Below are 17,031 nucleotides of genomic sequence, written 5' to 3'. Positions count from 1 at the left end.
CATTTATAGGCGAGGAATACCGCTTCTAGCAAGGAGCTGGCACTCGCAATCTGGGTGGGTGGAACCGAGACATGAAAGATTTACCTGCTTGTCATGAATTTTCGTTCCGCCGCTTTATCGCAGGCTCAGCCCCGGCCGTTCCACTTATCCGACTGTCCGAGTTTGCGAGGCCATCTCTCTGGGCCGAGTGTTGGCGTCAAACGATCTTCGATGCGTGGATTGAATTGGCCGGGCGACTCGATATCGTGCTGGCGTGAACGCACGCTACTGCGCCTGCATCCGCTCGTGGATCCAGCGCAGACGCTCGCGCGGATAGGGCCCGTAACAGCTCTCGTCGACGAACAGCGCCTGCGCGATTCCCGGGAGGCGCTTGTTCAGCGCTTTTTCGAACCACGCAATGGCGAGGTCGGCGCGCCCCATGCCGAGTGCGACATCGCCCAGCACGCAGCACGCCTCGGCAAGCTTGGGATCGAGGCGATACGCGGCCATCGCATAGCGGCGGGACGCCTCGAGTTCGCGCATCAACAGCGCGCAGGTGGCGGCGCCCAACACGGCAGCGTAGCGCCCGCCCTGGAATTCAGCCTGCCGCCAATAGCGCACATAGAGGGGAATGGCCTCGGCATGGCGCTTGGCGAGCCGGAGGGCGCGCGCGTGATAGAACACTGCCCGCAAATCGTCGGGATCGTCGCGCAGTGCCGCCGCGCAAAGACGCAGATCACGCTCGATCGCCGATTCCTTGCCCGTCTTGTCCGGCTGGTTGGTCAGCGTGGCGCAGTCCGTCCGGCACGTCGGCTCCCGCAAGGCGATCCATTCGTGCACCCGCCCGTGCCACGTCGACCACGATCGCTTCCGGAACACTCTCGGCACATACCAGCGCGTGCCGCCCGACAGGATCGCCAGCTCGATCGCCTGCAGATCGCGCATGCCGATCAAGCGACGCCACTCGGCAAGATCGTGTATCGCCAGCACCTCGTCCGCATCGATCGACAGGATCCAGCCGTCGCGCACCATCGCCAGCGCCGCATTGCGCGCCGCGGCAAAGTCGATCAATCTGCCGTGCGCGTCCGCGAGCGCCGGCATCACTTGCACCCTGGCACCGAATTGCCGCGCGAGATCGACTGTCTCGTCGGTGGAGCCGCTATCGACGACGCAGCATGCATCGACCCATGGCATCAGGGACGTCAGGCATCTCGCCAATACGCTCGCTTCGTTATGGACGATCAGGCAGGCGGTCAGCATTGCTTGAGATATGCGAAATAACGGAATTTCAAGTTATATCTCCTATAATCGTTGCACGCAGTCACCATGCAACGATTACCGTGACATTGCGGCGCGTCGTGTGTTGACGGGGATTCCCTCCACATCGTCATGGAAAGGAGCAGACGTGGCAACTACAAAGAAATCCAACAAAGTTTCCGCCGTTAAATCCACCAGTCCCGCCGCCAAGCGCGGCAAAAAGGCACTGACCATTTCCATCGATCTCGACGCGCTTGAACAGCTCTACAAGCGGCGCTATGAAATCACGCTGGATGGCGGCGACACGAAAGGCGGATCGATCCGGCGCGCCGACGGCGACACGAAGGGCGGCATCATCATCCGGCCCGCTGAGCAACGCATCAAGACCGCTGCGAAAAAGGTAACCGCGAAAAAGACAGCTGCGAAAAAGACAGCCGTGAAGAAACCCCCCGCGAAGAAGCGTTCCGCGAAAGCCAAGGTCTGACCCATCGCGCGCGCAAGCACATCTTGTCGATGCGAGGCGCTGCGGCGCTAACCGACGCGGGCTACGCCGTGCTGCGTGCACGTGCGCGGGACACGGCGCCGATCGGCTGCGGGCAGCCTGACGGGCCTGACTGGCGCCTCGACCCGCGTGACGAACGCATCGCTTGGGGGGCGACATCGCAGGACGACGAAGACCTCGACGTCTCGCGTGACGATCACGACGCGCTGATCATCCGGCGCGGGTTGCGCGCGCGTCGCCCGCTCTATTTTCGGGTCGAGGGCGACAGGATCGAATGGGATCAGGATCCGCTGCGGCTGCTCCGGACGCTCGGGATCAAGTGCGAACTCGACGTCGGCTCGCTGCTGCATTTGCTATGGCGAGGCCGGCCGCGGTCGGGGCATGCGCTGCTGCATGGCATTCAGGCGCTGCAGGTCGGCGAGGCACTGATATGCGCGCCGGGGGCGCCGCCCGTCGTCCGGCGTTTCGCGTGGCCCCTTCAAGTCGCTCCGGTATCGCACGATCCGTCCTGCGTTCAGGAAGAGGCGCTGTCGCGTCTTCGCGCGTCCGTCGATCACGTCGCCGACGCGGCGCGCGGCATCGCGCTGTTCCTCTCCGGCGGCGTCGACTCGGGATTGCTTGCTGCGCTCCTGCGCGAGCGCCATGCTGTCACCGGCTATACGATCGCCTTCGACGACGACTACGGTCTCAACGAAACCGACTACGCGGCCGTGGTGGCGCGCATCACCGGCATCCGCCACCGGATCGTCCATCTTGACGTCGATCACGCCCGGCAACTGCTGGATCGCGTGCTGGCCGCCCCGTTTCCGCTGACGGCGCCCGCCGCCGTGACCCATGCGGCGCTGATCGAGGCGACCGTCGCGGATGGACACGCCGTTGCGGTCTCCGGCCTGGGCGCGGACGAATGCTTCGGTGGCTACCACAAGCCCCTGACGTGTCTCGCGGCCCAGATGCATCATCAGCGCCGGCTCGGCGTCGACCTTCCCGGTTTGTACAACCTGCCGACCGCACGCCTGCTCGGTCTCGACGATGTGTTGTTCCTCGGCATCGCGGAATTCTTTTCCCTCGACGAGATGCGGCGCCTGAGCCGGGATCCGAAGGTCGTCGACGCGTTGCTCGCGGACGACGTCGTGTTCTATCGGCAGTTGCTCGCGGTCAAGCCCCAGGCGCTGCCGACGGAGGCGATGTCCGCACACGAGTATGTGTTCCGGATCGGCGAGCTCCTGCTGCCGGCGCTCGCGGACAATGCGCTCATGCACGGCACGCACCTCGATTTCCCGTTCCTGTGCGAGGATGTCTACGGCTGGGCGTCAGCGATCGATCCCGGCCTGAGCTACTGGTACGAGGCGGATGCCTGGTGGGCCAAGCGCCTGTTGCGGCAGGTCGCCGCCCGCTACCTGCCGCCGGAGATCGTGATGCGCAAGCGGCAAGTCCTGCTCGCACCGATCGCGCATTGGCTGCTGGACTTGCGGTTTCGCACGCGCGTCCTCGATGAGGTCGCCGACTCCGACCTGTGGAGAATCGCGCCGCTGACCACGCGATTCCGGACCACCTTGCTGTCGAGGCTGCGCGCCTATGACCATCTCGACGACGACGGCCGGTGGCACGAACAGCTATGGGCGATCCTGGTTCTATGTGGCTGGATCAATCGCCATTCGACATCGAGGTAGGAGAGTGATTCGGTCATGCGCGACGTCGATCTGATCATGGTGGGCTCCGGCTCGCTGGCTCACGCGGTGTTGATGAGTCTTGCCGGATGCGGCGACACGCCGATGGACGTGATTGTGGCGGCGCGCAACGAGACGGCCGTGCATCACATGGCGACGCTCGCCAATGCGCTCGGCGGCCAAAGCACGGGCCGCATTGTCGTGACTCCCGTCGCATGTGACTACTCGTCCGCATCATTGGCGCGCTTGTTCGACGCATATCGGCCGCGCATCGTGTTGACCCTGGCGTCGATGCAATCGCCGTGGGCGATGACGCGCGGATGGCAAAAACTCGTCGCGCGGTTGGGCTACGGCTGCACGCTGCCGTTGCAGGCAGCGCTCGCGGACCGGGTCATGCGGGCAGCGACGGCTGCGCATCCCGGCGCCCATCTGTTGAACGGCTGCTATCCGGACCTGACCAATCACGTGCTGACCAGGCGCGGCATTCCGGTCGCGGGAGGGATCGGCAATATCGCCATCGTCGCGTCGATGTTGCGCATTCGCACCGATCACGCGCCTCTCTCGTTGCTCGCGCATCACGCGCACGTCGGCGCGATGATACGCGGCGCATGGGACAGACTGCCCGCGCCGGCGGTATGGCTGGACGGCCGCCGTCTGCCGGAACATGAAGCCGCTGCATTGATCACGCCCGAGCGCCTGCCCGCCGACGCCACGCTGAACAGCCTAACGGGCGCGCTCGCCGCGCCGATGCTGCGTGCACTGTCAGGTCGTGCCGACGCATGGCAGGGGCATGCGCCCGGTCTGCACGGACGGCCCGGCGGCTATCCGGTGCGTGCGGACGCCGCCGGCCTCCATCTCGCGCTGCCACCCGGCATGACGCCCGAGCAGGCCGAGCAATTGAACGGATCGTATGCGTTGCACGACGGCGTGACCGTCGAGGACGGGCGCTATGTATTGACCCGCTCGCTCGACGATGCGGAACGCGCGCTCGATATCCGCTTGCCGGCGGCGATTGCCACGTGGCGGGCCGACGCGCTGGACGAACAAGTCGCGTTGCTGGTGCGCTTGCGCACGATTATCGATGCGATGGAGGCCTCAGCTGGCTGACACCGGGCTGCGCGTCGTCGAGCGCAAGGCGTCTTCCTCATAGGTCCCGAGCCAATCCCCGCGATCGTAGTTGGCCAGGGCTTGCCGGAACATGCGGTCGCGGCTTTCCCAACGATCCTGAACGGGTGGATAGTGACGAATGCGCGCGTTGTCGTCGTGGGACACATGCAGCACGGCACCGCTCTGGCGCCGCGTGAGCCCGGCGCTCAGCGTCAGCCGCGCGATCATGTCCTGGTCCTCCCAGCCCCAGCCCACCAGGTATCCGTTGTAGCCGCCAATGCATTCGAAGCCAGCGCGACGCACCATCAGCAAGCCGGGCGCCTGGCGTGTGCCGTCCGCTGCATCCTCTTCGTTGTCGATGATCTCGAGCGCACGTCCGTTGGCAAGCCGCAGCTTCAGTTGATAGCCGAACATCGCGACCTGACCGGCCTTGCGCGCGTTGCGCACGGTCTCCGTCACGCCCGCGACAGTTCCGAAGGTGTCGGGATTGGCTTGCAGCTGCCGGACCAGCGCGTCGAGTTGCCCGTCCGGAATGACGATGTCGCAATCGCAGAAGAACAGGAGCGGACGACGTGTATGCGCGGCGCCGATATTCTGGGCGCGGGCCTTGTTGAACCAGCCGGATTCGTCCACGTGCACCACCTGGACGTTCGCCGCGTGTTCGGCCATCAGGTCGCGCAGTTGGTCGGCGTCTCCGCCGTAGTTGACCACGGTGACGCCGCCGTCATGCCGGGCGGCGAGTTGGCACAAGGAGGGAAGCGCCTGTCGCAGCTCGTGCCGCCCTCTCCAGGTGACGACGATATCCAGGCTGAGCGGCTCGAGAGTTGACATGTTGGCTTTCCTTGAGAATCCTAATGTCAGGGCAGTATCGATCCCCATCCGGCAAAGGGAATCGCATCCGAGATGAATAACACTACCGGCAAGCGCGCGACGTCCGACAGACAGCTGGTGCGGCCAGAACTGGCCAATCCCAGTGTAGCACCGCGGGTGCGGGATGCGATATTGGCGGGATTGCGCGCCAACGGCGGCGGCCACCTGGGCGGCACCTTGAGCTGCGTCGACATCCTGCTCGCGCTGTTCGCCGTGCGTGCAATGTCCGCGCTCGATGCGACAGGCGACGCCCTGTTGCTATCGAAAGGCCATGCGAGCATGGCGCTATACGCGGTGTTGCAGCAGGCCGGCGTCGACCTGGGGCCACTCGGCAGGTTCGGTACCGCCGGCTCCCCGTTGCAGGGTCATCCCGATCGTACGCGGCTGGCCTGCATTGACTTTTCGTCGGGTGCGCTTGGGCAGGGCGTCGCCGTCGGACTGGGCATGGCGCTCGCGCGCGACGCGCGCCACGTGTGGGTGGTGCTGGGCGATGGGGAATGCCAGGAAGGCATGGTATGGGAAGCGGTGATGCTGGCGGCCCGCTACGGCGTGCCGAATCTGCACGTGATCGTGGATCTCAACGGGGAGCAGGAATGCGGCTGGGCGCACGACGCGCGACTGGATTCCACCCCCTTGCCCGACGCCCTTGCCAAGTGGCGCGCATTCGGCTGGCGCGCCGACGAGGTCGACGGGCACGACATCGACGCATTGGTCGACTTCGTGCATGCCCATGCCGACGGGCCCCGGCATGGGCCGACCGTCCTGCTGGCGCGCACCGTCAAAGGCCACGGCCTCGAACTCCAGCTCGATCGGTTTCGTCGTCACTGCACCCAATTGTCCGGGGACGAGTGGGCGCGCATCGCGGGCTTCGGCCACGCTCTGGATCGATGAGAGGCTTGCCGCATGAAACGACTGGCGATCTCGATTGTCGACGCGCTGCGAAGGAGGGCGGAACAGAGCGACCGTCTCTGGGTGCTCGACGGCGACCTGGGCGATTCCTACGGCTTGTACGATGCGCTGGGGCGGCCGGTGTTCTCCCGCTTCGTTCAGGCAGGCATCGCGGAACAGGCGCTCATCGGTGTCGCGGCCGGGCTGGCCGCGAGCGGGCAATGGCCCTGGGTGTTCTCGTTCAGCGCATTCCTGTGCCATCGGGCCGCGGATCAGATCCGCACCTGCGTCGCGTCGCAAGGGCTGCCCGTCGTGATGATCGGCTCGCACGCGGGCGCGGCGAGCGGCACCAATGGCGCGAGCCATGCCAGCCTGTCGGACCTCGGTGTCCTCGCATCGATCGGCGGCGTGGATCTCTGGGCCCCCGCGGATGCCGCCGACATCGAACTGATCGTCGGGTCACTGGTCGATTCGCCGCGGCCGGCCTATGTGAGAACGAGCCGGGAGCCGGTCGGCGACCTGCGATTGCCGGCGGGTGTCGTCCGGGGTAACGGTGTGGTCGGCGAGACCGTGCTGCTGTCCTGCGGATACGCATCGCACTGGGCGCAGGAGGCCGAGCAGGCGTTAACGGCCGACGGTGTGCCGATTCCGTGGCGGCACATCGCGCATGTCTGCGAAGCCGTGCTCGCCCAATGGATCGCGAGCCAGCCGCGCCTGCGGGGCATCGTGGTCCTCGAAGACCATGGACCGGCCGGCGGCCTGGCCGACACCGTTCGCAGGATCGCACCGCCGGGCGTGACCGTTCGCGCGCTGTCGTGGCCGTCGGGATGGTATGGCGAATCGGGCGCGATCGCCGACCTGAGACGCGCGCATGGCCTGGACACCGGTGCTCTCGTGCGCCGAATCAAGGAATACATGACGTGAAAGCACAAGCGAACCCACGCGGGACCCTCGCGAAAATTCTCGATCCGATATCGATCGATGCGTTCGTGCGCGAGTCGTTCGGCAAGCGCCCGCTCCTGATTCGCGGGCAACCGGGAAAGTTCGATTTCCTGATGAAACCTTCACGCATGATCTTCGGATTGGACAAGGTCACAGAGATTCGCTGCGTGTTCGGAGGCTTGAAGCAGGCGACCATCGACCCCGCCGATATCCGGGAGATGTACGAGGCTGGCGCCACCATCTGCGTGACAGACATGCAGCTCGCGCATCGTTCGCTGCGGACGGCGGCCCGCAACGTCCGGCGGGAAATCGGCTTCGCCGGGCGGGTCGATTTCCGCGCGTATCTTTCGCCGCCGTCCTCGGGCTTCGACTTTCATTACGACGCGAGGACCGCCACCACGTTGCAACTCGATGGGGAGAAGACCTGGTGGTACGCCACGTCGCCTCATACGATGTTTCCGACGGAGAATTCGGCGCGCACCGACATGGCCGCCGTGCGTCGAGCCGTTGCGCGGCAGACAATCCGAAAGGTCACGTTATATCCGGGCGACCTGCTCTGCCTGCCGCCCGGCGTGTGGCACAAGGCGCGGGCGGGCGGCGGCGGATCGCTCGCGCTGAACATGGCATTCAACCACAGCGGCGCGACTGTCGGCGACGTCCTGGTCGATGCGCTGAAAGCGTCGCTGGCAGGCATGCCCGACGCCATGCGGCCGTTCGTGACGGGCGCGAACCGTGCCGGCGCTGCCGAGCTGGAACCGCATATCGCAGCCTGTATCGCCGCGCTGCGAGACACGCTGGCATCGCTCGACGGCAAGCGCATCGCGTCGCGGCTCGCAAGCGTCGCGGACGAGGCCGAACCTACCTGAGCGAGTGGCCTGCGATGCGCGACGCTCCAATCGATCCAGATCGTCTGAACGCCACGCTGGCCCTCGTCGCGGATGCGATGCGCATTGCGCATTCCGGCTCGACGCTCTGGGATCACCTGCTGGGGACCTATGAGGTGCTGTCGGGGTGGGGCACCGATCCTGACATCCGTCTGGCCGGTCTGATTCACAGCATCTACTCGACCCAGTACTTCCGTCATCGTGTCGTGGCGCCGGGCGAACGCGTCCGGGTTGCGATGGTGGTCGGCCAACGTGTCGAAGCGCTCGCACATGCATTTTGCGTTCTCGATCGTGGCAGCCTTCGTCGGATGTCCGTACGCCTCGACGTCGAGCCGGTGCGCAGGCCTTTACGCATACGGACGCACGCGGGCGACAGTGAAATGCGTGTGTCGGTCGCGCAGTGCCGGGCATTGCGGCTGATCGATCTCGCCAACGAAGCCGAGCAGCGCAGAAGCCTGTTCCGGGTCGACAGGCTGTGGCTTTCCTGCGTGTGCGAAGGATTTCGCAGCATCGGTTTCGTGCCACGATCGTTCATTCGTGCGCCTGCCGTCAGCGACGTACAGGAGCGCCGGCTGTCCACGCTGTATGAGCAGGCGCTCGCCGCTCCCTCCAGCCACGCGCCGCAAGCGCTCAGGGCCTGCATTCAACTCGTGCCCGAATGCGCGGAGCCGAGGTTCCTGCTGGCCGCCTTGCGGCTTCAGATCGGTGACTTTCATGCCGGCTACGTGGAGGCCTCGACGGGAATCGCCAATCTGGATGGCTGGGGCGCCCCATGGGATGCACGGGTTCCGGCTCAAGGGTGGCGGTTTCTGGGCGAGCAGCTCGCGATGGCTGCTCGCGCAACGAACCGGAATATGCCCGATATCTATCGGCAGATCCTGAGCCGTATTCGTCAATGAGCCCGCACATATCGATTCGTATGGGTTCACGTGCGGCCAGTCATCGGAGAGACTTGCTGCAAACAAACAATTCGATCCCCGCTATATGCTCATCTAGCCAGTCGAATATCGCTTCCGCCACCTCACGTTCTTAACGACTGATGCTGGCTGGGTGACGAGGGATAGCTGAATTGGCCAGATCCGGGCGCGAAGGCGGGCGCCTACGAGCGGACGACCATATTGCTTGAGAGTAAGGGTCGCCGCGCAGCGGTGCGAATGCACGCAAGGAAGAGGCGACCGAGATAGCCCGGCGGTCATAGCGACATAGCTCATACCCGAAAGGAGACGGCAGCATTTCGTCCGCATCGAGTTTCATGACGCGATAGCGCTATTGTGATAAGGAGGGTTCTCTCAACTTGTTGAGGCTATCGAAGTGCAGCGCCGACACCTGCGCGCGGGCCATGTGCCATGGCGCTACGCCCGGGTGACGCTTCGGCCGGGCCGCGCGAGCCGATGACGCTGAACATCAGCTGATCCATCTCCTTGATGATGTCGGCAAGGACTGTCGTGATGACCGCGAACTCGCGACCATACGAGCCCGCGCGCGCGGCGGCGATGCGCGCATTCAGCGCGACGATGTTGGCTTGCATTGAGATGCTGCCCAATTGTTCGGCGATGCTCGCCTGACGTTTGAGCGCCTCGGCCTCGATGCCGCGTATTTCGTTCTGATACGCGAGCGTAATCTGCTGCAGCAGTTCGAGCAACGGAGTGGCCTGCCTAACGAGCGCGTCGACCTGTTCGTCGGTGGCAGCGCTGCCCGATTCGAGACTCGCGAGCACTTTGGCCGTGTGCGCGATGAAGTGCCGGACATGCTCGTCTGCGCGCGGGGTGCCGAAATAGAGTTGCCTCAGCGCGCTGGAGAACACGCCAGGTAACTGCTCGTTGCCATCGACCAGATCGGCGTGTGCATTCGCGAACATGGCCGCACTTTGCTTCGCGACGTCCAGTGCGGCATCGTCTCCGTGCGAAGCGAGCAGCACGTGCAGCACGATACGTTGCGACAGCATCCGCTGCCGGCCGGCCAAATTGATGAGCTCGCCGATCGCTTGCGCCGAGACCGGGGCGTGAGTCGTATGCGTCTGTCGTTTCATGTGTTGGAAGGTGTAGGGCGGAGATTGCCGATGTGTCGAACCGCATGGGAGCCCTGCGCGCATCCCGGCTCCCTCTGTCAACGAGACAAAAAAATCCCGGAGCGACGCACGCACGAACCGATCGGCCGATCAGCGCAAGAGTCGCTCCCGGACGCCATTGCCCCGCATCCGCTCGTGAGAGCGTAGGGAAAACTGGTAAAACGCAAAGGCCGCCGTTGGCCAGTATCGGATCCAACGCAATACCTGTGCCAATTCGTGCTGCCCCGTGCCCGCAGATCGGCCGGCGCTCGCGACTCGACATGTCTGCATTGCGCAAAGCCATGCCGCCGTTAGCGCATCGGGCAAGCGTACGCCATTTCATTGCCGGCTCTGGGGAGCGGCGGTTGAAAATCGATTGGCGCCGAAGTGAAATGAAGGCGAGTCACGCGTGTTGCGTGCGGTGCAGCAAGAATGGAGATGGTGCAATTCAATGGTGTGCTGCACCACGATTGCACACCGGTTGTCGCGCGCTTTAATTTGCCGGCATGAAGAAAGGGGGATCTCTGCAAGTTATTGCCGAGACATTTGCGGTCGGGTTAGCGCGCGTCGAGGTCGCTTTCGGGACATCTGGAGCACCACGGCCGGCTGATGGGTGTGCGCGTCACTGCCAGCGGATGCGTGCTGTCGGCCATGAACTGCCGGTCGATTGCATACCGCGGCGGACATTCAAACGGTCGCTCCGCCTTGTTTAGGAACGTTCAATCCACTTTCCTCGTCGCCCTGTCGTCGGTCTTTCCTGTCGTTCGCCGTACTCCATCAATTCGATCGACAAACGTCCCGTTTGCCAGCCTTCTGATCAGAATCGGGGGTCAGTCTAGCCGAGCTCTTCTCTGACGTCCTCACTGGTAAGCAGACCACTTTTGCAAAATAATCGCTGCATCCCGTCGGGCCCCAAGGTCAAAAGATTGGGATCACGTAGTTTCGCATCGATCATGGTGACAAACGCGTCGGCTTCAACAAGACAGACCTCACTGATGTCAGTCTCCATTTTGAGACTGCGGATCAGATCATCGAAGTCATCTTGGAAAGAACTGGATACCAAAACATAGTAAAGATTTCGCAGATGTCGGCGCCTTTTCAACTCTCTGCTTTGCGTCGTTATGTATTCGCGAATAGTCCGGTCGTCTGTGCCCATCTTGTAGCCATTCTGCCTTGCCTTCGCATCCCAAAGAATCGCGTACGAGTGGTCTGCCGAGATTGCCAGACCGTCCTGAATACGACCTTGTCCTTGCCCTTGAAGCTGCGTGTCATAACCGAGAATGGTGAAAGCCGCATGCACACTTTTCTCGAACGCACGAGAAATACTGGTACCAGCGGCCTTTGCCAGAGCTTCTAATGACGGGTCATTGTTGGCTAGCAGGGGAATGATGCTGATAATCGGAGGGACATAGCTGTCGGGTAGCTGCAACGGCGAAGCTATTCCATCAACGACGAGTTTCGATTCGGGTTCTTGTTTCGTGACACCCGTGATCGTTGCGGCAGCGACCGACACCACAGCGGGCTTCTTCGCGTACCACCACACATGTTCAACGTCGTAGAGCGTGACAGGTTGCCCAAGTTGCTGCCGAAACAGGTCGCGAATTTCAGCGTCAAGATGAACGTAACCTATATAGGCGTCGGCCAAGTCTTCCGTCGGTTGGTAAAGGTTCAGGTCGGATAGTATTTGTACGCTGTTCGTGTAATACACGGGCCACTGGTCAGGGGCTTGAATCTGCCAAAAGTAGCTAAGAAAGAAGGGGATACTTGAGGGCTTTGGCCGCGAATGCTTGCCGCCTCCGTTTGCAACGTGTTCTTCGCCAGACCGCCGAACGTAGCTCGCGAAATTCCGAATTCGACTCCTTGCTACAACTTCGTCAGAAGGTAACTCTATAGCAGATTTAAGTTCCGCAGTTAGTTCATCGACATCAGCACATGTATTGTAAAGCAGATTGAAAAACATCTGCCCCTTTATGCCCTTAAAGCCCCACAATTCGTGGCGCTTGTTGATACGATCGACTTCTGTCTTAAAAGTGCCAAGATCCGTAGATCCGCTGAGAAATTGACCGAGCACTGGTAACAATAGCTGGTCGATGACCTGCTTTCGATTTTGATCCAATATAAGACATTCTTGAACAGGCGTCTTGCCTGTCTCCGGGTTGGCGGCGGCCGATCGAAAACTTTCAAGCTCTCGAAGTGCGCGCGATTTTTTGCTTTCGTCCAGGATGGTCATGGCTAATTGTCCCGGTGATATGCGGATTGGTCGCTGTAAAGTATCACTTTCACGGTGCGTAGTCACGTTTTTGGGGCGGCACGTGGTCAAGCCAAATCCCACCATACCGACCTTTGGGCTTTACAGTGTTTTTCGACGATTGAAAGCGGGCATTCATCGTCAATACCCTGCAGTTACGGCCGTCCGCAAAGGCTGATCGACGCGCCAAGGGACTCGCAGGAACGAATGACCGTTGTACGGTGGAACCTGCTGATTCGACGGAGGTAACTCCGTCGTCCGCTTCGGCGGCAGCGGCCAGTTGCGCTCATTCGACATCGGCGCTTTGATGGTCGACAATCGTTGTCACATGCGTTGTCCCAACCACCAAGACCATGTCCACGCCTACGCTACGCCTCATCGACCGTCAGCTTTCGAACGACATAGACCGGCTGCAAACCGTGCTGGAGGGGCGCCAGGTTATAGCCTGGCCGTCGAGGGAAAGTGAGCGTCGATTTAGAACGTCTGCTTCTGCTTGCACGCGCGTCCATTGCACGAACGCGCAGACTATCGAGCTGCCCGCAATTTCTGTTCCTGATCAGCGCAATGGGAAGCAGTCTGACTCGCGCTTCCAGCTCGCGCAACGACCGGAAGCCCGGGCAAGATCTGCGCGAGCACGGTGAGGCACATACCCCAGAAGGAAATAGCGCTTACGTAGTGTTTCCGATCGGACTGCTTTGCGTTGGTCTGGGCGCGTAGCTCGGCGCCGGTCGCCTGGGAGTTCCGACGCCGAAATATCTGCTTCGCAGTGCTTCCCTCGTGCTCGGCGTTTTTTCGGTGACGGTCGCTCTGTCGGCCTTGCGTTGAATGACGGAAAAGATGAGAGTGTCGATCCGAGTCGAAAGAATGGGCCCGCAGAAATTGCACTCAAGTGCTTTGAGGCTACGTGGACGGTGCCCGAGGGGAAAGCTGACCAACGTCTGCCATAGCATTTTTGCTTTGGTCCATGAATACGCCCTTTTTTGGAAGCAAGTGCAATGAACTCATCGAAAAGCGATTCGAGCCGACCCGACGTGCTGATTATCGGCGGCGGGCCCGCTGGTGCGACTGCGGCGGCCTTCCTGGCGATGAATGGACGCGACGTTGTGCTCGTGGAGAAGGAAGCGCATCCGCGCTTCCATATCGGCGAAAGCCTGCTGCCACGTAACCTCGACATTTTCGAGCGGCTCGGCGTTCTGGATCAGGTACGAGAGATCGGTGTCCATAAGCCGGGTGCAGAGTTCGTCTCGGACCGTACGGGCCGTAGCTGCGCGTTTCCGTTTGAAAACGCACTGAATCGGGACCGTACGCACGCCTGGCAAGTACGGCGTGCGGACCTTGATGCCTTGTTGTTCAGACACGCCGTCGCGCGCGGGGCCGAGTGTTTCGAGCGTACTCGTGTCACGGGAGTCAAGCTGGACGATGCCGGCGGACGTCACGTCGTGTCCGCCCAGGACGAATCGGGCGGCACCCGCGAATGGCATCCCCGCTACGTGCTCGACGCTTCGGGCCGTGATACGTTTCTCGCGTCGCGGATGAAGGTCAAGACTTCGAACAAGTACAACAACACGGCGGCCGTTTATGCGCATTTCACTGGCGTAACGCGTCGGGAAGGTGAACTGGCGGGCTACATCAGCATTCATCTTGCGGAGGATGGCTGGTTTTGGCTGATCCCGCTGCCCGATGACACAATGAGCATTGGCTTTGTCGGCAATCAATCGGCGTGGAAGGAGCGCAAGGGAACGGCGACCGATTTGCTGTCCGAGCGCATCGCTTCGAGCCCGACCGTCGCGGCTCGCGCTCAAGGCGCACAGCGTGTATCGGACGTCTACAGCACGGCCAATTACAGCTACCGCGCGCGCGAAGGCAACGGGAACGGTTTTCTGATGATCGGCGACGCCTACGGATTTGTTGATCCGATGTTCTCGACAGGCGTACTGATGGCGATGACTGGCGGAGAACTCGGCGCCGAGGCCGCCCACGTTTGGCTCGACGATCCGGCACGAGGAAAGAAGCTTGCGCAAGCAGCCAACAAGGAACTGTCAGAGGCAATGGATCGGATCAGTTGGCTGATCTATCGAGTGAACGATCCTGTCATGCGTACGCTCTTCATGGCACCGTCCAATCGCTTGTGGATGCGAGACGGCGTCGTCAATCTGCTGGCAGGAAATCTCCGGGGGAGCTGGCGCGCTGCACTCCCGGTGATGTGCTTTAAGGGCGTGTATCACGTGCTCTCGACACTGCACCGCCGCGGAATCGAGATTTCGCTGCCGGAGATGCCCGCACCTCGAACCTGATCGGACTGGATTCCTGGAACCGCTCAGCAGCGGCCGTTTGCCGATTGCGCATCGGACATTGCCGAAAGCATCAGCGACGAACCGCAATGGGTAGGATAGCGCCCGTCGGAAAAGGCGCCCACTCAATCTCCCTTCGCTTGAAAGGAGCTTGTCATTGAATCCAGGAATGTCGTCGTTGACGCCCGCGTGCCATGGAACAAGGGCAAGCTCACCGGGCAGAAGCCGCCGCTAAAGCTACGAGAAATCTGGTCGATCCGGACGCGACTTCAGATGGCATCGAACCTTCGTGAGCTCGCGCTGTTCAATCTCGCGATTGATAGCAAGCTCCGAGCGTGTGATCTTACGCGGTTGCTGGTCCAAGACGTTCGCCAGGGAAGCCGCGTGGCGTCCAGAGCAACCATCATGCAGCAGAAGACACAGCGGCCGGTGCAATTCGAGATGCGCGGTGCAGTTGCTGCTCGGACATACGAAGCTGGAAAGCACGGTTCGCTATCTCGGCATCGAAGTCGACGATGCGCTTGAGATGGCAGAGCAGACGGAGGTTTGATTGCATCGCGGCCGGCGAGCGGTCGCTTGCCGGCCACATGCGGCCGTTCGCCCCGCAGCATTCAGGACACGCGATCGGCTGCCCCAAGAACCGGACGTTCGACTGAGCGACGGTAGGCGTAATCGTTCACCTCGACGCTCTACGGAGAGGCGGCCTGTAACCAGAGCACACGGGCTCTGATGCCCGCACTACAGGATCCGATCGGGCGTGCCGTAACAAACAGCGGTTTTCCTGCGCGAGTAACGAAATTACTGAAAGATCGCAAAATCGACATCGGGCTCGCAGCCCGGTGCCTGCTTTCGTTTCGCCGTCGGCAGGCCGGCGGCTGACTACGCTGGTCGTCACGCCCAAAACGAAGGCCTCCGACTCCGACGACGTGCGAGCCGGGCAGCGTCCGATTGAATGTCCGCACGGGCAGCGCGATTTGATCGTCAGTGTCCTTCTTTTTTCGTCTTCGGTTCTTGGGGTTGGTGCTGCGCGTCAGGCCCGCGTTGCGCCGGCGCCCGCGTACATGCGTCCGGAGGCGTTACATAGGGCACGTCCTTGCAGCAGCACGCATAAACCGGAAATCCGTACGCGTTCGTCCCGATGATGGTCGTTGGCCCGTGCAGCGGGCAAATCGCTTTCATGGCATCTCCTGAAACTCGTTCGGCGATTGCTTATGTCGTACATGCGACTCGTCAGTTCGCACAGCTGAAACCCGTCCGGGCCGCGACCCTGCGAGACCCCCTCTGGATCCCGGCGGCGGGGCTGCCGATCTGAGATCCCGTCGGTTTCAGTTAATTCGAGCAGGTGCGCGTCGTCAAGGAAGTCCATGATTTGGCGGAGATAAGGCTCGACAAAATCCCACGAGCGTCACGGGCCTTAGGTAACGACGCCCCCTGGATCGGGTCAAGGAAAACCCGGAGCAAGTCAGGGATGCACTATGTAAATACGACGCGAGATAGCGTCTGGCATTGCGGCAGCCCAGTCGTCGTATTCACGTCGGCTACAGCGTGTCTGACCGACAACCGGCGACTGCGCAAATCTTCCTTCCCCCGTCATCGGTGAAAGTATTGGACACGTAGCATCCGAGTGCAGCAATTTCCATGCAAGGGCAGTCTTTATTGCATCGCTTGCACCTGCCCGATGGACGACCGCTTCACTTTCGAAAGTTGCCATTGCTTCCGCCGCGCTCTGAATGACGGCAATGGGTCGGGTAGCGACCACTGCTTCCACTGTGAGACGGCACACTGGATGCATGCGTCGCCGCATCTGTCGACACGACAATATGCCCGAGTGGTCCATCGGTGGATCGCATCGATCGGACTCGACGATACGGCGTACGGCACCCATACCATGCGCCGCACCAAGGCTTCGCTGATCTGCCGGCGAACGAAGAACCTTCGGACGGTGCAACTACTGCTCGGACATACCAAGCTGGAAAATACAGTGCGCTACCTCGGCATTGAAGTCGACGATGCCCTCGAGATGGCGGGGCAGACCGAGGTCTGACGGCAACAGGGCCGGCGCGCGGACGCTTGCCGGCGCATGAAGCGCCGTTGGCCTGCATGCTCATTCGGACACTCGAGCGACCGCTCCAGTCGGCAAACGGCCGTTCCGATGAGAATGATTCAGATTTCGTCATTTGCCAAAGCGCCCCTGACCTGCACTCAGGGTGTTCAGAACGTGGTGAATTCTCAACCCGACGGATTGGCGCGGCGGCGACATGCTACGATCAATGCGATCCGACTTTCATCCCGACGCACAATGACGACAATGTATGAATTGCTCGGTGTGTGCGAGAACGCCACCAACGA

The 17,031-nt window shown here is 62.0% G+C and carries 14 protein-coding genes and 2 pseudogenes; 12 read left to right on the top strand and 4 right to left on the bottom strand.

The features are described from left to right. The first annotated feature begins 71 nt into the window (after nt 1–71). A complete protein-coding gene (locus DIE15_RS35280; RefSeq protein WP_124835743.1) occupies nt 72–257 on the top strand; it encodes a hypothetical protein in 186 nt (61 codons plus the stop codon). Nucleotides 258–264: 7 nt separating this feature from the next. On the opposite strand, the gene DIE15_RS35275 is transcribed toward DIE15_RS35280, so the two are convergent. Further along, nucleotides 265–1,239: a glycosyltransferase gene (locus DIE15_RS35275; protein WP_124835742.1), complete on the bottom strand. Its 975-nt coding sequence runs from the start codon at nt 1,237–1,239 to the stop codon at nt 265–267. Nucleotides 1,240–1,384: 145 nt separating this feature from the next. Here DIE15_RS35275 and DIE15_RS37930 point away from each other — a divergent pair, with 145 nt between their 5' ends. From DIE15_RS37930 to DIE15_RS35260, 3 genes are read left to right on the top strand one after another with little or no spacing between them, the layout of a single operon-like run. Then, nucleotides 1,385–1,720 carry a hypothetical protein gene (locus tag DIE15_RS37930; protein ID WP_185734608.1) on the top strand — a complete coding sequence of 112 codons (336 nt, stop codon included), beginning with the start codon at nt 1,385–1,387 and terminating at the stop codon, nt 1,718–1,720. Nucleotides 1,721–1,749: 29 nt separating this feature from the next. Beyond that, a complete protein-coding gene (locus tag DIE15_RS35265; protein ID WP_124835740.1) occupies nt 1,750–3,408 on the top strand; it encodes an asparagine synthase C-terminal domain-containing protein in 1,659 nt (552 codons plus the stop codon). 15 nt (nt 3,409–3,423) lie between these two features. Continuing rightward, nucleotides 3,424–4,512, top strand: coding sequence for a hypothetical protein (locus DIE15_RS35260; protein WP_124835739.1), 1,089 nt, complete (start codon nt 3,424–3,426; stop codon nt 4,510–4,512). On the opposite strand, the gene DIE15_RS35255 is transcribed toward DIE15_RS35260, so the two are convergent. Beyond that, nucleotides 4,501–5,343, bottom strand: a complete 843-nt coding sequence (locus DIE15_RS35255) for a glycosyltransferase family 2 protein (protein WP_124835738.1) — start codon at nt 5,341–5,343, stop codon at nt 4,501–4,503. The two genes, DIE15_RS35260 and DIE15_RS35255, sit on opposite strands and share 12 nt — an antisense overlap. Before the next feature lie 72 nt (nt 5,344–5,415). Here DIE15_RS35255 and DIE15_RS35250 point away from each other — a divergent pair, with 72 nt between their 5' ends. Genes DIE15_RS35250 through DIE15_RS35235 form a run of 4 tightly spaced genes read left to right on the top strand, consistent with a single transcriptional unit; the run spans nt 5,416 to nt 8,995 of the window. Continuing rightward, entirely contained in the window at nt 5,416–6,273 is an 858-nt protein-coding gene (locus DIE15_RS35250; RefSeq protein ID WP_082664753.1) for a 1-deoxy-D-xylulose-5-phosphate synthase N-terminal domain-containing protein, read from the top strand. A 12-nt stretch (nt 6,274–6,285) separates the two neighbouring features. Then, nucleotides 6,286–7,194, top strand: coding sequence for a hypothetical protein (locus tag DIE15_RS35245; RefSeq protein WP_057927285.1), 909 nt, complete (start codon nt 6,286–6,288; stop codon nt 7,192–7,194). After that, nucleotides 7,191–8,078, top strand: a complete 888-nt coding sequence (locus tag DIE15_RS35240) for a JmjC domain-containing protein (protein ID WP_185734606.1) — start codon at nt 7,191–7,193, stop codon at nt 8,076–8,078. The genes DIE15_RS35245 and DIE15_RS35240 overlap by 4 nt, the downstream gene beginning before the upstream one ends. Before the next feature lie 14 nt (nt 8,079–8,092). Beyond that, nucleotides 8,093–8,995 carry a DUF6817 domain-containing protein gene (locus DIE15_RS35235; RefSeq protein ID WP_124835736.1) on the top strand — a complete coding sequence of 301 codons (903 nt, stop codon included), beginning with the start codon at nt 8,093–8,095 and terminating at the stop codon, nt 8,993–8,995. Between the two features lie 404 nt (nt 8,996–9,399). Here the strand turns inward: DIE15_RS35235 and DIE15_RS35230 are convergent, their stop codons facing one another. Next, the gene (locus tag DIE15_RS35230; protein ID WP_124835735.1) at nt 9,400–10,125 is read right to left on the bottom strand and encodes a type IV pili methyl-accepting chemotaxis transducer N-terminal domain-containing protein; all 726 of its coding nucleotides are present in this window, start codon (nt 10,123–10,125) and stop codon (nt 9,400–9,402) included. Nucleotides 10,126–10,978: 853 nt separating this feature from the next. Continuing rightward, a complete protein-coding gene (locus tag DIE15_RS35225; protein ID WP_124835734.1) occupies nt 10,979–12,373 on the bottom strand; it encodes a hypothetical protein in 1,395 nt (464 codons plus the stop codon). Nucleotides 12,374–13,386: 1,013 nt separating this feature from the next. Between DIE15_RS35225 and DIE15_RS35215 the strand changes: the two genes are divergently transcribed. From DIE15_RS35215 to DIE15_RS37385, 4 genes and pseudogenes are all read left to right on the top strand, one after another. Then, nucleotides 13,387–14,685, top strand: a complete 1,299-nt coding sequence (locus tag DIE15_RS35215; RefSeq protein ID WP_124835733.1) for an NAD(P)/FAD-dependent oxidoreductase — start codon at nt 13,387–13,389, stop codon at nt 14,683–14,685. Between the two features lie 153 nt (nt 14,686–14,838). Next, nucleotides 14,839–15,232, top strand: a pseudogene (locus tag DIE15_RS35210) (integrase). Between the two features lie 1,128 nt (nt 15,233–16,360). Then, complete coding sequence (locus DIE15_RS35200; RefSeq protein ID WP_260428437.1) at nt 16,361–16,726, top strand: tyrosine-type recombinase/integrase; 366 nt, start codon at nt 16,361–16,363, stop codon at nt 16,724–16,726. Between the two features lie 114 nt (nt 16,727–16,840). Next, a pseudogene (locus tag DIE15_RS37385) lies at nt 16,841–17,031 on the top strand (hypothetical protein); the annotation flags it as partial.

Origin of the sequence: Burkholderia sp. Bp9031 (assembly GCF_003857965.1) — a bacterium.
GTDB lineage: Bacteria > Pseudomonadota > Gammaproteobacteria > Burkholderiales > Burkholderiaceae > Burkholderia > Burkholderia ambifaria_A.
Note: the sequence above shows the minus strand (reverse complement) of the source record. Positions and strands in the feature narration are given on the sequence as shown.

Excerpts from the sequence above, each read along its gene's own strand:
- DIE15_RS35265 (WP_124835740.1), top strand. The coding sequence starts at position 1,750 with ATGCGAGGCGCTGCGGCGCTAACCGACGCGGGCTACGCCGTGCTGCGT.
- DIE15_RS35255 (WP_124835738.1), bottom strand. The coding sequence starts at position 5,343 with ATGTCAACTCTCGAGCCGCTCAGCCTGGATATCGTCGTCACCTGGAGA.
- DIE15_RS35245 (WP_057927285.1), top strand. The coding sequence starts at position 6,286 with ATGAAACGACTGGCGATCTCGATTGTCGACGCGCTGCGAAGGAGGGCG.
- DIE15_RS35235 (WP_124835736.1), top strand. The coding sequence starts at position 8,093 with ATGCGCGACGCTCCAATCGATCCAGATCGTCTGAACGCCACGCTGGCC.
- DIE15_RS35215 (WP_124835733.1), top strand. The coding sequence starts at position 13,387 with ATGAACTCATCGAAAAGCGATTCGAGCCGACCCGACGTGCTGATTATC.
- DIE15_RS35230 (WP_124835735.1), bottom strand. The coding sequence starts at position 10,125 with ATGAAACGACAGACGCATACGACTCACGCCCCGGTCTCGGCGCAAGCG.
- DIE15_RS35260 (WP_124835739.1), top strand. The coding sequence starts at position 3,424 with ATGCGCGACGTCGATCTGATCATGGTGGGCTCCGGCTCGCTGGCTCAC.
- DIE15_RS35280 (WP_124835743.1), top strand. The coding sequence starts at position 72 with ATGAAAGATTTACCTGCTTGTCATGAATTTTCGTTCCGCCGCTTTATC.
- DIE15_RS35275 (WP_124835742.1), bottom strand. The coding sequence starts at position 1,239 with ATGCTGACCGCCTGCCTGATCGTCCATAACGAAGCGAGCGTATTGGCG.
- DIE15_RS35225 (WP_124835734.1), bottom strand. The coding sequence starts at position 12,373 with ATGACCATCCTGGACGAAAGCAAAAAATCGCGCGCACTTCGAGAGCTT.
- DIE15_RS35250 (WP_082664753.1), top strand. The coding sequence starts at position 5,416 with ATGAATAACACTACCGGCAAGCGCGCGACGTCCGACAGACAGCTGGTG.
- DIE15_RS35200 (WP_260428437.1), top strand. The coding sequence starts at position 16,361 with ATGGACGACCGCTTCACTTTCGAAAGTTGCCATTGCTTCCGCCGCGCT.